General features: G+C 31.0%; 10 protein-coding genes, 1 tRNA gene, 1 pseudogene and 1 CRISPR repeat array (1 of these 13 cut by a window edge). Of the genes and pseudogenes, 4 read left to right on the top strand and 8 right to left on the bottom strand.

The window, feature by feature from the left end; all coding sequences use genetic code 11:
• Positions 1–1620: a CRISPR direct-repeat array (repeat unit 46 nt; unit sequence CTTGTGATTCCTCACATAAAAATACAATTTGAAATCAATTCACAAC); it reaches 1920 nt to the left of the window's first position.
• Between the two features lie 206 nt (positions 1621–1826).
• Positions 1827–5036: a cytochrome c biogenesis protein gene (locus tag ACY2IJ_RS14795; protein ID WP_476725088.1), complete on the top strand. Its 3210-nt coding sequence runs from the start codon at positions 1827–1829 to the stop codon at positions 5034–5036.
• A gap of 65 nt (positions 5037–5101) precedes the next feature.
• A complete protein-coding gene (locus tag ACY2IJ_RS14790) occupies positions 5102–5617 on the top strand; it encodes a DUF2892 domain-containing protein (RefSeq protein WP_476725087.1) in 516 nt (171 codons plus the stop codon).
• A gap of 81 nt (positions 5618–5698) precedes the next feature.
• Here ACY2IJ_RS14790 and bshA read toward each other — a convergent pair whose 3' ends face one another.
• On the bottom strand, positions 5699–6835 hold the full coding sequence (gene bshA, locus ACY2IJ_RS14785) for an N-acetyl-alpha-D-glucosaminyl L-malate synthase BshA (protein WP_476725086.1): 1137 nt from the start codon (positions 6833–6835) through the stop codon (positions 5699–5701).
• A gap of 206 nt (positions 6836–7041) precedes the next feature.
• Between bshA and ACY2IJ_RS14780 the strand changes: the two genes are divergently transcribed.
• Positions 7042–7114: transfer RNA gene (locus tag ACY2IJ_RS14780), tRNA-Phe, on the top strand.
• Between the two features lie 153 nt (positions 7115–7267).
• Entirely contained in the window at positions 7268–8251 is a 984-nt protein-coding gene (locus tag ACY2IJ_RS14775; protein WP_476725085.1) for an aldo/keto reductase, read from the top strand.
• Between the two features lie 69 nt (positions 8252–8320).
• Here the strand turns inward: ACY2IJ_RS14775 and ACY2IJ_RS14770 are convergent.
• From ACY2IJ_RS14770 to ACY2IJ_RS14740, 7 genes and pseudogenes are all read right to left on the bottom strand, one after another.
• Positions 8321–8731 (bottom strand): annotated as a pseudogene (locus tag ACY2IJ_RS14770) (nuclear transport factor 2 family protein).
• Positions 8732–8760: 29 nt separating this feature from the next.
• Complete coding sequence (locus tag ACY2IJ_RS14765; RefSeq protein WP_476725084.1) at positions 8761–9684, bottom strand: hypothetical protein; 924 nt, start codon at positions 9682–9684, stop codon at positions 8761–8763.
• Positions 9685–9740: 56 nt separating this feature from the next.
• Positions 9741–10106: a DsrE family protein gene (locus tag ACY2IJ_RS14760; protein ID WP_476725083.1), complete on the bottom strand. Its 366-nt coding sequence runs from the start codon at positions 10104–10106 to the stop codon at positions 9741–9743.
• Positions 10107–10205: 99 nt separating this feature from the next.
• Positions 10206–10766 carry a TetR/AcrR family transcriptional regulator gene (locus tag ACY2IJ_RS14755; protein ID WP_476725082.1) on the bottom strand — a complete coding sequence of 187 codons (561 nt, stop codon included), beginning with the start codon at positions 10764–10766 and terminating at the stop codon, positions 10206–10208.
• Between the two features lie 130 nt (positions 10767–10896).
• Positions 10897–11280, bottom strand: a complete 384-nt coding sequence (locus tag ACY2IJ_RS14750; RefSeq protein WP_476725081.1) for a heavy-metal-associated domain-containing protein — start codon at positions 11278–11280, stop codon at positions 10897–10899.
• An 18-nt stretch (positions 11281–11298) separates the two neighbouring features.
• The gene (locus tag ACY2IJ_RS14745; RefSeq protein ID WP_476725080.1) at positions 11299–13011 is read right to left on the bottom strand and encodes an efflux RND transporter periplasmic adaptor subunit; all 1713 of its coding nucleotides are present in this window, start codon (positions 13009–13011) and stop codon (positions 11299–11301) included.
• Positions 13012–13022: 11 nt separating this feature from the next.
• Positions 13023–13736 carry a heavy-metal-associated domain-containing protein gene (locus tag ACY2IJ_RS14740; RefSeq protein ID WP_476725079.1) on the bottom strand — a complete coding sequence of 238 codons (714 nt, stop codon included), beginning with the start codon at positions 13734–13736 and terminating at the stop codon, positions 13023–13025.
• Positions 13737–13738 lie beyond the last annotated feature (2 nt).

The following is a 13738-nucleotide window of genomic DNA, read 5'->3' as shown; positions in this document are numbered from 1 at the left end:
TACAATTTGAAATCAATTCACAACAATATTATTCGTAATGGGTGTAAGGATTCTCTTGTGATTCCTCACATAAAAATACAATTTGAAATCAATTCACAACCGTTTCTAACTATTAAAGATTTCTTTCATACTTGTGATTCCTCACATAAAAATACAATTTGAAATCAATTCACAACATGCTTGGAATTATTCACAACGTCGTGGAACTTGTGATTCCTCACATAAAAATACAATTTGAAATCAATTCACAACGCGCAAGTACAAGAAACTTATATATTAAACCTTGTGATTCCTCACATAAAAATACAATTTGAAATCAATTCACAACAGTCCTATGTAGATACTTATGAGTATAATTCTTGTGATTCCTCACATAAAAATACAATTTGAAATCAATTCACAACAATATCAAAGCATTTACAAAAGAAACTTATCTTGTGATTCCTCACATAAAAATACAATTTGAAATCAATTCACAACAAAAATCCATTAGATTAATTAAACCACTTTCTTGTGATTCCTCACATAAAAATACAATTTGAAATCAATTCACAACAGTCAATATGATATATATAAACCCAAAACACTTGTGATTCCTCACATAAAAATACAATTTGAAATCAATTCACAACAATAGCGTTACTATCAAAATCTTCTAACCCCTTGTGATTCCTCACATAAAAATACAATTTGAAATCAATTCACAACCCAATGGTTTTTTCTACTCCAGATAATGTGCTTGTGATTCCTCACATAAAAATACAATTTGAAATCAATTCACAACTTTTGTCGTCAAACAATCCCATAATTTTAACTTGTGATTCCTCACATAAAAATACAATTTGAAATCAATTCACAACATTTATAAAGAACATTAAAATAGAGGTAATCTTGTGATTCCTCACATAAAAATACAATTTGAAATCAATTCACAACGAAATACCTGTGTAGCTTCTTATACTGTTACTTGTGATTCCTCACATAAAAATACAATTTGAAATCAATTCACAACGTCAACTTCATCATTATATAGGTGACTTGACTTGTGATTCCTCACATAAAAATACAATTTGAAATCAATTCACAACGATGGAGACTGGGGCGAAAACTCTATGATTCTTGTGATTCCTCACATAAAAATACAATTTGAAATCAATTCACAACAAAGGGGTCACGCTCTTTATAAAAATAAATCTTGTGATTCCTCACATAAAAATACAATTTGAAATCAATTCACAACAAACTAGGTGCGTAGGAATCTGGAATGAAGCTTGTGATTCCTCACATAAAAATACAATTTGAAATCAATTCACAACACTACAGGTATTTCTTTTTCTCTCATAATTCTTGTGATTCCTCACATAAAAATACAATTTGAAATCAATTCACAACTTGTTCAGATATATCTAAAAGATTTTTAAACTTGTGATTCCTCACATAAAAATACAATTTGAAATCAATTCACAACGAGGATGTGCATTTGAAATTGATTTCTTCACTTGTGATTCCTCACATAAAAATACAATTTGAAATCAATTCACAACTGAAGTGTAACCAACAATATTACTTTGCAACTTGTGATTCCTCACATAAAAACACAATTTGAAATCAATTCACAACAATATTATTTATATGGAAATGTACACTTTTTAACACTTATACAAACTCATCAATACACAACATTAAAAAGCAAGAAAAAAATAAGAATCTGATTTAAAAAAATATCCTGCAAATATTCTAAAAACATTTACACATTGGCTCTATTATTGCTAAGTATTTCGTTCAATATTACGTAATTTAGCAACTTTAAAAAACTTACGCATCCGATGAAAAAAATCTGGAATATTATTTACAGTACCCGCTTAATGGCTGTGCTATTTATTGTATTTGCCACCGCAATGGGGGTAGCTACTTTTATAGAAAATGATTATGGTACAGAAACTTCTAAAGCTTTAGTTTACAACACTTGGTGGTTTGAAGCTATTATGGCTTTATTTGTCATTAATTTTATAGGAAATATTTTTAAATACCAACTGTACAAAAAAGCCAAATGGGCTGTATTGTTATTCCACCTTTCTTTTCTGTTAATTATTATTGGAGCCGCTGTTACAAGATACATAAGTTACGAAGGAATAATGCCTATTATGGAGGGAGAAAAGTCCAATGTGTTTTTTTCTGAAAAAACATATTTAAACTTAAACATTCATAATTTTAAAGAAGAAAAAAATGTACATGCTCCTATTCTTTTGTCTGCTAAAGGAAAAGCATCTTATCATTTTTCTACAGACTTTAGAGGACAAGAAGTTGATATAGAATTAACAGATTATATTCCAAATGCAAAAACAGAATTTACCAAATCTGAAAATGGAGAGCAATACATCCACTTTGTAGAATCTAGCTCTGGTAGCAGACACGACCATTATATTAAAAAAGGGGATATTGAAAACATTCACGGAATACTAGTAGGTTACGAAAACGGTAAAGAAACCTCTATAAACTTTACAGAACGTAATGGCGAATTGTTTTTAGAATCTAAACACGATGGTACTTTTATGCGAATGGCAGACAGGTACAATGGAACCATTCTTAAAAACGAAACTCAAAAATTTAACTACTTAAGCTTGCATCAAATTGCAGGATTGAGTTTTGTGGTTCCAGAAAAACCAATTACAGGAGAAATGAAAGTAATTTCTGCCAAAGACAAAAAATCTTTTCCAGAAGCCATGCTTACACTAAAAGTTACTTCTAAAGGTAAAATGACTTTAATCCAAGTAAAAGGAGGACAATACACGTCTAACAAGCCTGTTCCTTTTACATTGGCCGATTTAAATTTTAATATTTCTTACGGATCTAGAATGTTAACCTTGCCTTTTTACATAAAACTAAACGATTTTCAGTTAGAAAAATATCCTGGGTCAGAATCTGCTGCTTCTTATGCTAGTGAAGTAACTGTTATTGATGAAAAGGACAACAACACATTTGATTTTAGAATTTTTATGAACCATATTTTAAATTACAAAGGTTATAAATTCTTTCAGTCTAGTTACGATTTATCGGGACCAAAAGAAGAAACAAGACTTTCTGTAAACCACGATGCAATAGGAACTATTATAACCTATATAGGGTATTTTGCTTTGTATGCTGGTTTATTATTAACACTATTTATGAAAGAAACCCGTTTTGGTCTGTTAAGTAAACGTTTAAACAAACTAAAAAACAAAACTACTACCATAGCATTATTGTTAGGACTTGTAAGCTCTTTTAGTTTTGCACAAGAGCACAATCACGATGAACACAACCACGAAGGTCACAATCATGAACAACACGACCACGCTGCACATAATGAAGCAACACAAACCAATGAGCAGTTAAAAGCTTTAAACCCAGAAGAAGTAAAAGCAAGCATTCTTAAATATGCTGTAAAACCAGAGCATGCTTTGGAGTTTAGTAAATTGGTAATTCAAGATGCAGGTGGTAGAATGAAACCTGTAAACACTTTTGCTAGTGAATTGCTAAGAAAAGTAAGTAAAAAAGACACATACAATGGATTAGATGCCAATCAAGTATTTATATCTATTATAGAAAATCCAAGAATGTGGTACGATGCTCCAATTATATATTTGGAAAAGAAAAACAGTAAAATTCGTACTATTTTAGGAATAGATCAAGACACAAAATACGCTGCTTTATCTAATTTTATAGACCCTACAGGAAATTACAAACTAACTTCTTACGTGGCCGATGCTGAAAAAAATCAAAAGAAAAGTGCTTTTGAAAAAGACGTCATCAATATAGACAAAAGAGTAGGTTTGTTGTACACCGCAATTAGTGGAAGTATTTTACGTATTTATCCAAAAATAAACGATGAAAACAACAAATGGGTTTCACAATTAGAGTTAAGTACTGCAGGTTTTACAGGAATTGACTCTGTTTTTGTAAAACAAATAATTCCTGCTTACAGACAAACATTATGGCAAGCAAAAACTACAGGAAATTATAACGAAGCTGATGAAATTTTAGAAGGAATTAAAAATTTCCAAAAAAAGTATGGAGCTGAAGTTTATCCAAGTCAAAAGAAAATAGATTTTGAAATTACGTACAATAAATATGATATTTTTAAGAAGCTATTTTCTTACTATATGTACATCAGTACTTTATTGTTCTTATTTATCATCTTTCAAATTTTTAAAGACGGTAAAGTTGTTAGACTGTTAATTAAAGGATCTATAGCTATTGTAATATTCTTATTTGTTTTACAAACAGCCGGTTTAGGAGTAAGATGGTTTATTAGTGGGCATGCTCCTTGGTCTGATGCATATGAATCTATTATTTATGTAGCTTGGGCAACCATGTTGTTTGGATTAATTTTTGGACGAAAATCATCGTTAACCATTGCTGCAACAGCTTTTGTTGCCTCTATGATTTTGATGATTGCACACTGGAACTGGATGGATCCACAAATTGCAAACCTACAACCCGTATTAAACTCTTATTGGTTAATGATTCACGTAGCTATTATTGTAGCGAGTTACGGACCATTTACTTTGAGTATGATTTTAGGATTGGTTGCTTTGATTTTAATGATTTTAACAACCGACAAAAACAAAAAATCTTTAAAACATAAAATTGATGAGTTAACCATTATTAATGAAATGAGCATGACTGTTGGAGTTGTAATGCTTACCATTGGTAACTTTTTAGGAGGTATGTGGGCTAACGAAAGTTGGGGTAGATACTGGGGTTGGGATCCTAAAGAAACTTGGGCATTAATCAGTATTATGATATACGCTTTTGTATTGCACATGCGATTGGTACCTGGTCTAAGAAGTAAATTTACATTTAACATTGTATCCATTTATGCATTTGCTAGTATTATGATGACCTATTTTGGAGTAAACTTCTATTTATCAGGACTGCACTCATACGCTAGCGGAGACCAAGTAGTAACTCCTAATTTTGTGTACTATTCTATAGCTATAGTTGCCATTTTAGGTATACTGGCTTACTTGAAGTTTAAAAAATACTACAAAAAATAAATAGGACTGTAAAATCTGCTATTAATAATGTAAATTCGCAAATCTTATAATTACAAACAATAAACATGTTTCACAAATATTTAAAACTAGTTTTAGCAGCAGGAGTAACAGTATTAGCTGTTTTACAATTTATTGATGAAAATATCGGAAATGGTATTTTATTACTTTTATTGGCAGGAATTTTTATCTTCTTATACTTTAAAAATGAAATTTTATTATTGGCATTTTTACAAATGAGAAAACAAAATTTAGAAGGAACTGAAAAGTGGCTAAATAAAATTAAAAACCCAGAAATGGCTTTAATTACTTCTCAACAAGCATATTACTACTATTTGCAAGGGTTAATGGTAGTACAAAAAAACATGACTCAAGGAGAAAAGCTATTAAAGAAAGCTTTAAATATTGGACTTCGTATGGGGCATGATATTGCTATGGCTAAATTAAACTTAGCAGGTATTGCCATGAGCAAACGTAGAAAAAGAGAAGCAACTACGTTGTTAAATGAGGCTAAAAAATTAGACAAACATGGAATGCTTTCTGATCAAATTAAGTTGATGAAAGATCAAATGAAAAAAATCTAATTAGTAAACATACATCTATTAAAAAAGGTCTTTATGAAAATTCATAAAGACCTTTTTTTAATGTATTGCATTTAAATAAACTTAGGCTGGTACTACCAAACTTTTATAAATAGCTTCATATTGCGGTAATACCTGATCTATACTAAAAGTTTTAGCTCTTTCAAATGCGTTTTCTTTAAACGTATTTAATACTTCTTTATTTTCTATCAATTTTAAGGTGTTCTTAGCCATATCATTCACATCTTTAACATCGCTTAAAAAACCTGTAACTCCATGTATATTTACCTCTGGCAAACCTCCTGTGTTTGTAGATATTACTGGAGTTTTAGCTGCCATAGCTTCTAAAGCTGCCAATCCAAAACTTTCAGATTTTGAAGGTAGAATAAACACATCTGAATAACAAAGTATTTTATTAACCTCTAGACTATTCCCTAAAAATAAAATTTTATCAAAAACTCCCAACTCTCTGGCCAAACGTTTTACCTCTATCATATCTGGTCCTTGACCAACCAACATTAATTTTGCAGGCTTTTTTTCTAAAACCTTGGCAAAAATCTTTACCACATCTTTTGCTCTTTTAACGGGTCTGTAATTACTAATATGAGTTAGAATAAATTCATCTTCTGTGGCAATACTTCCTCGTTCGCAATCTGCCCCACCAATAGGATGTTTGGCATATTTATCTATTTCTATAAAATTGTAAACAACTTCAATCTCTCTATTTATGTCAAACAAACGGAAAGTATCATCTCTTAAACTTTTAGATACAGTCGTTACCACATCAGAATGATTGATGCTAAACTCTACAGCTGTTTTGTAATTAGGATGGCTACCTACCAAGGTAATGTCTGTACCATGTAAGGTAGTTACTACTCTAATATCAATTCCTTTTTCACGCAACATTTGTTTGGCCATGTAAGCAGCATAAGCATGTGGAATTGCATAATGCACGTGTAATAATTCTAAATTGTATTTTTCGGCAACCTGAACCATTTTACTGGACAATGCAAGCTCATAGGGTTGGTAATGAAATAAAGAATACTCCTCTATTTGTACCTGATGAAAATGAATTCCACTAGAAATTAAATCTAACCTAACAGGTAGATTGTAAGTAATAAAATGAACTTCATAGCCTTTGTTAGCCAAAGCCATTCCTATTTCTGTAGCTACTACTCCACTCCCTCCAAAGGTAGGATAACAAACAACTCCTATACGCATATTTAAAAAGTTTCTATATATGTTCGTAAAAGTACCGCTAACTTACGGCTTAGACAAAAATAATCTTCTTTCAAAAAAAAGATTACAGCTAAAAACCTCAGTATGAAATAGATATTTATCTTTCTGTAAAAAAGTTAAATTTTTAAGTGCAAAATCCTTTATTTATCTATAAAAAAGATTATTTTTGCAACCGCTAAGTTAAGCATGGTGCCTTAGCTCAGTTGGTAGAGCAAAGGACTGAAAATCCTTGTGTCCCTGGTTCGATTCCTGGAGGCACCACATAAAAAACCGTTTCTTTTTAGAAACGGTTTTTTTATTAAAACTATATCAATGACTATCCTTAAACTTTAGGACTAAAAGGTTTACTACAAAAAAACTAACTTTAGACAAACAATAATTTATAAATAACTCTTTTTACAACTATTAATCAGAATGAAAAAAAGAAACTTAGGGCACAGCAATCTTTTGATTAGTGAAGTAGGCCTTGGATGCTGGCAAATTGGAGGAAACTGGGGAAGTAACCTTAACAAAGAACAAGCTTTTGAAATACTTGACGAAGCAGTTAAAAATGGGGTTACTTTTTTTGATACAGCAAATGTATACGGAGATGGTAAAAGCGAAGAATTGATTGGTGAGTTTTTAAAACAACGTAATTTAGAGATCAAAGTTGCTACCAAATATGGTCGCCAGCAGGGAGTTTTTCCAGACAACTACACAGAACAAAACCTAAGAGAGAGCGTAGATGCTTCTAGGAAAAGGTTAGGTACAGATTGTATAGATTTATTACAACTCCACTGTATTCCTATAGAGGAATTAAAAAAAGGAGATATTTTCAACTGGTTAAGAACTTTAAAAGAAGAGGGGAAAATAGCCCACTTCGGAGCTAGTGTAGAAACAGTAGAAGAAGGGTTGTTGTGTATTGAACAAGAAGGTTTGCAATCTCTACAAGTCATCTATAATATTTTCCGACAAAAACTCACAAAAGAACTACTCCCTCAAGCAGCTAAAAAAGGTGTAGGGATTATAGTGCGTTTGCCATTAGCTAGTGGTTTGTTAACTGGAAAATTTACTAAAGACACTATTTTTCATGAAGAAGACCATAGAAATTTCAATCAGAATGGAGAGCTGTTTAACGTTGGAGAGACTTTTGCGGGTATCCCATTTAAAACAGGTGTAAAACTTTCAAACGAACTACACTCTTTTTGTCCTGAGTCTATGTCTATTACGGAAATGTCTCTTCGTTGGATTTTAGATCATAAAGAAGTAACTACCATTATTCCTGGAGCTAGCTCATCAAAACACATTGGAGCAAATGCTAAAGTAAGTACACTACCTTCACTTTCTGATGAACTTATGCAAGAACTTGAAGGATTTTACTCAGATAATATACATCAACACATTAGAGGAGCTTATTAAAGCTTTAACAAACGGTACTTAGAAAAACATCCAGCTTCACAAATTTGTGAAGCTGGATGTTTTTTCATCTTAGAGTTTTCTATCCTTCTCTTCAATTGCCAAATCATTGATACTTGCAAAACGTTTTTGCATCAGTCCATTCTCGTCAAATTCCCAGTTTTCATTTCCATATGCTCTAAACCACTGTCCTTCTATATTTCTGTATTCATATTCAAAACGCACCGCAATTCTGTTCTCTGTAAAAGCCCACAATTCTTTCTTTAACTTGTAGTCTTATTCTTTGGTCCATTTGTTTTGTAGAAAAGCCTGTATTTCGTCTCTTCCATTAACAAATGTGTCTCTATTTCTCCATTCGCTATTTACAGTATATGCTTTAGATACTTTTACGGGATCTTTAGAATTCCAAGCATCTTCTGCCATTTGAATCTTTTGCTTTGCCGTTTCTTCTGTAAACGGTGGTAAAGGGTGTTTCTGTTCCATAATCTTCTTTGTTTTATGTATATATAAATTTAATATTTTGGATTGTATTTAGAATAACTAACAAAATCCCATTCTGTATTATGATGGTTTTCTGTTTCTATCCAACTTTCTATTGTAAAAAACCAAAACCTACCTGTTCCTCCAGATTTTTCTAGTTCTTTTTGATCATTTAAATCTGTTTTAATTTTAGATGTTCCTGTTAATTGTAATGTTTTATTTTTTTCAAAATCAATAAACAATAAACTTCCTTTGGGGTTTTCTATAAAATTCCCTAAAGTATTATATAAATTGTTGCCTCTGTAATCTGGAATTTTTAACGTACTTTCATCCATCCATTCCACAAAACCACTAGGACCTCCTCTATGCGATGCATCTGTTCTGCCATTTAATCCACTACTCCCTACAAATAAAGTGTCTGCATTTACTATCCATTGTTTTAAAGATGTATTTAGCATTGTGCCTTGTTTTTTAGCAGCTGGAATTTTATAAATTTGGTTTGGTTTGTTTTTGATACGTTGTTGAATGTATTTTGGACAGTTAGGATATGCTTCTATAACATTTAAATAAATTTTAGTATCTATCAACTTTGCAGTTCCGTTTACTCTATATCTTCTACGCGTAGACAGTTCTATAAACAAACACCCAATGTGTTGATCCGATTGAATATTCCTATAAAAAATATCTTCTTTGTCACTAAGTACTTTTATCAAATCCAAACAAAGTTTGTCTTGTTCTATTACCTTTATAAAACCAGATACTCCTAATAAAATAGACGTCCACATTCTTCCATTTGCATCTGTAGTACTAACAATAACCATGGTCTGATTTTCTATAAACGGAACTGCTCCTTTTATAATTTTATTAGTAAAAGACTTTCCTATTTGTTCAGCAATTTGTCTTACTCCAAGTTTTTCTTGAATTTCTAGTTCTCCTTGATTAAAAATACTTTCCATGATATTTAAGTTCTAAAAAACCTATCTATTATCTAATAGATAGGTTTAATATTTTATTAAAAAATTAACACCTTGTATCCATCTTGTTCAAGCTTTAAAAAACTTGATACTCCTGTAGTATTTGGTATTTTATTCTCTCCTAACAAATCAAATCCCGATGCATTTGCACCCCAAACATCTGCACAAGCACTAGACACTCCTTCTACTTTATCTTCAATTTCTTTAAATATTTTATGTGCTGGGTGTGCTTCATTTTGCAATACTTCTGGCCACCTTGTTCCCGTACCTTGAAAAATTATTTTTACTTCTTTGTTTGCTTGTTTGTATTCATATACTGCTGCCAACGCGTTAAATAATCTTCCTAAAGACTCTTCTGATCCTGATTTTGGATCTGATAATAATACAATTGCTACTTTGCTCATTTTACTTGATTTTATTAATTAATGAATAATTTATTTTATTAGTTCGTCTTTTTTTTAATTTATTACAGAACGTTCGGTAAAATATTTGATTAAATTTTTTTAGCCTTCATATAATTCTTTAATTTCTTGTAATGCATTATTAAATGGATTGGTATTTCCATATGCTTTAGACACTATTAAAGATCCTTGTATTTTAACCAAAACTTGTATTGCTTTTTGATGTGACTCTTGCTCTGTAAAGCCAAACTCTACTCCTATTTTAGAAAACGATGCAATCCAACTTTCTATTCCAACTTTTAACTCATCTGTAAAATGTGCCAATCCACCACCTAAGGTTAATGCTCCAACAACACAAGACTCTACACCACAATTATACAAACCATTAATGTTGTCTACAACTGTATGTAATTTTTCTTGTTTGGTAAGCTTATCATCATCTACAATAGTTTGTATTTTACTTTGAAACCAATCTTCTACAAAACCTAAAACCGCCAAGACAATATCTTTTTTACCTCCTGGAAAACGATGATACAAACTTGCTTTTTTTAACCCCGAAGCTTCTGCTAATTCATTCAAACTAGCACCGTCATAGCCTTTAGATCGTATTACAGACATTAATCTGCCTAACAACTCTATATCATTTACTTTTTGTGGTCTCATATGGCAAATATAATTAATTTCAGAACAATCGTTCGGTTAATTTAATTTATTAGTTCTTTAAAACATTAAAAACTTACATTAAAATTGTTACAACAAAAAACCACAACTAAATTGTTGTGGTTTTTTGTTTTTATTTTCCCATTTTCATGTCTGAACTGTATTGACAGCAACCTGGTAAATTTTCATAAGCCGAAGCCACTCTTTGTTCTTTATCTGTATCGTAACCAGATGCGGCAATGGCTTTATGAATAGAACTTTCATCTGTTATAGAAGAATCATACAATACGTCTATTTTCTTTTCTTTAACACTCCACACTGCACTTGTAACACCGTCTACGCTGTTGGCTGCATTTTCGATTGTTTTTTTACACATTGCACAGTTTCCTCTTACCCCAAAGCTTGTGGAGGTACTTGCTGTAACTTCTGTTGTTTCTGATGTATTTTTTTGACTGTTTTTACAACTAACAAAACCTAAAGTTGCAACAACTAACATACTTAAAATTACTTTTTTCATTATATTATAATTTGATGATTATTTTTCTATGATTTGTTGAATTTCTCCACAACCTAACATATTGCCTTTAAAATATGGGTTTACAATTTCTTTATCTACACTTAACCAATGTCCCCCTATTTTATTTTCTATTGCCATAGGACAATAATCCACATATACTTTTTGTGGAGTTCCAAACAACTCTATTGTTTTAATTAATTCTAATGTAAATTTATTAAAATATGTGTAGGTCTCTTTGTCCGTAGAGTTTGTTGCTATGCCATTTACATTTAACATTAAATCCTTGCTTAATTGTTTCCATTGTTCTTTAGCATTGACATTTTTAAAGGCAAAAGAATTCATGTTTTCTATTTGCACTAGTATCTCTTTTGCTTTTTCAGTTTTAAGAGTTTTATTATTCTTTAACAATGCTTGTTGAAGTTCCAAATAACTAAAAAACACCTTATGTAAGTACGTTTTAAATTTTGGAGATACATCTACTATTTTATGTTTGTTAGCTTTTAAATCTCTATTCATCATCGATTTTTTTCCTTGTAATTGAGCTGCTGCATCAACTGTAAATGTACCATTGGTTACTATTTCATCTCCAACATTAAGACCTTCTAAAACTTCATAATTTGTACCTATTTTGTTTGCTATTGTAATTTCTTTCATTTCAAAAATGGGTTCATCTGCATGTGTTTTAAGATACACTACAGAGCGTTTACCTGTCCATAAAACAGCAGATTGAGGAATTATTATTTTTTGATTATTTGTTGTTGACTGTAAACTTATTTTTCCTTTTACAAACATTCCCGGCTTTAATATTTCTTGTGGATTTTTAAGTTCTACTCTAACATTTAAGGTACGGGTATTGTTATTTAAAACAGCATCTACAAAACTTAAAACACCTTTGTAATTTTTATGAGTATTGAGTGTTGTTACAGTAACATTCTGGCCTATTTTAAACAAATCAATCTGATTTTCATACACATCAAAATTTGCCCAAATGGTTTCTAAATTAGCCATTTTAAAAATTGCATGTCCATCCATAATATGATCTCCTTGGTGCACCATAATTTCTGATACGATACCCGAGTGGTGTGCATAAATATTAAAAACAGGTTGCGCTTTTTGATTGTTAATAATTTCATCTATTTGTGCTTCTGTTATTTTCCAGTTAAGCAATTTTCTTTTAACAGACTTGTACAGTTCTGGCTGTATTTCTTTTAACTGATGTGCTGTTAAAAGTTCTTGTTGTGCTGTAATTAATTCTGGAGCATACACACTTGCTACTACCTGTCCTTTTGTTACCTTTTGCCCTTTGTAACTTACATAGAGTTTTTCTATTCTTCCATTAAAATGAGCAGGAAAAGCAATTGTTGTTGTTTGGTTTTCTGTTAATGTACCTGAAAGTTCTATTTCTGATTCTTTTGACAGTTCTATATCTACTATTGTGGTTTGAATATTAGACAAAGCCATAGCATTATTTGTTAACCTAAACTGATTGGGTAACAAGTCTTCTTTTACGCTATTTGCAAGAACTAATTCCATACCACAAATAGGACAATTCCCTGGCTCTGGCTGCATAATTTGTGGATGCATAGAACACGTCCATTGTTCCTTTTTTTCTGTAGAATGCTCGTGCTTATGATTTGTATTATTACGAATAGAAGCACCAAAAAGCAACCAACCAACAAATACTCCTATTAAAAGCAAACAGGCATAAATAATGATGTTATTATTTTTCATTAGTACTTTATTTATACGGTTAACATTAGCAAAGCCATTACAATCATAATTGCATTTTCTATAAATGTAGCTTCGGTCATTGGTAATTTTAAGGCTGTACCTAAACAAGCACATCGTATTGATTTTTTATTTAACAACGTTTGGGTAACACCTATGGTTGTAATTCCTAAAACAACAAGTGTAATTACCAAAGCTAATGTTATTTGAAAACGCATTAAAAACAGAACTCCCAATATGGTTTCTATAAACGGATATATTTTAGCATACACAGATATTTTTTTAGCCAAAGGATCGTACATTCTAAAAGAATCAGGAAATCCTTTTAAATCTAACATTTTAAAAAAGCTAAAAACTATATAAAACAAGCCCATAAAATCTAACATAAATTCTGTCCAACTCCAATCTTTATAATGCATTAGCACACTGGCAATGCTGATGTAACTTAAAATTAAAAACAAGGGCTTTAATTGTTGAAACTTACTTTTTTCTAGACCAGAAACCTCTGTAAACTCTTTCTTTTTCTGTTGTGCTTCTAAAATATATTTTTGAGGTAATACCGCTTGTAGTTTGTCTATAGCAATAGGGTTTGTAGTTGTAATGTCCAATTCCTTTTTTTCTAAATTGGCATTTACCTCTAAAACTCCCTCTATTTCTTGTATGTATTTTTCTACCGAACTTTTACAGTTTTGGCATGTCATTCCTTTAATACTATATTTCTGTTTCATAA

The sequence above is a fragment of the Wenyingzhuangia gracilariae genome (genome assembly GCF_056387575.1).
This window is presented reverse-complemented; position numbering and strand designations above follow the sequence as displayed.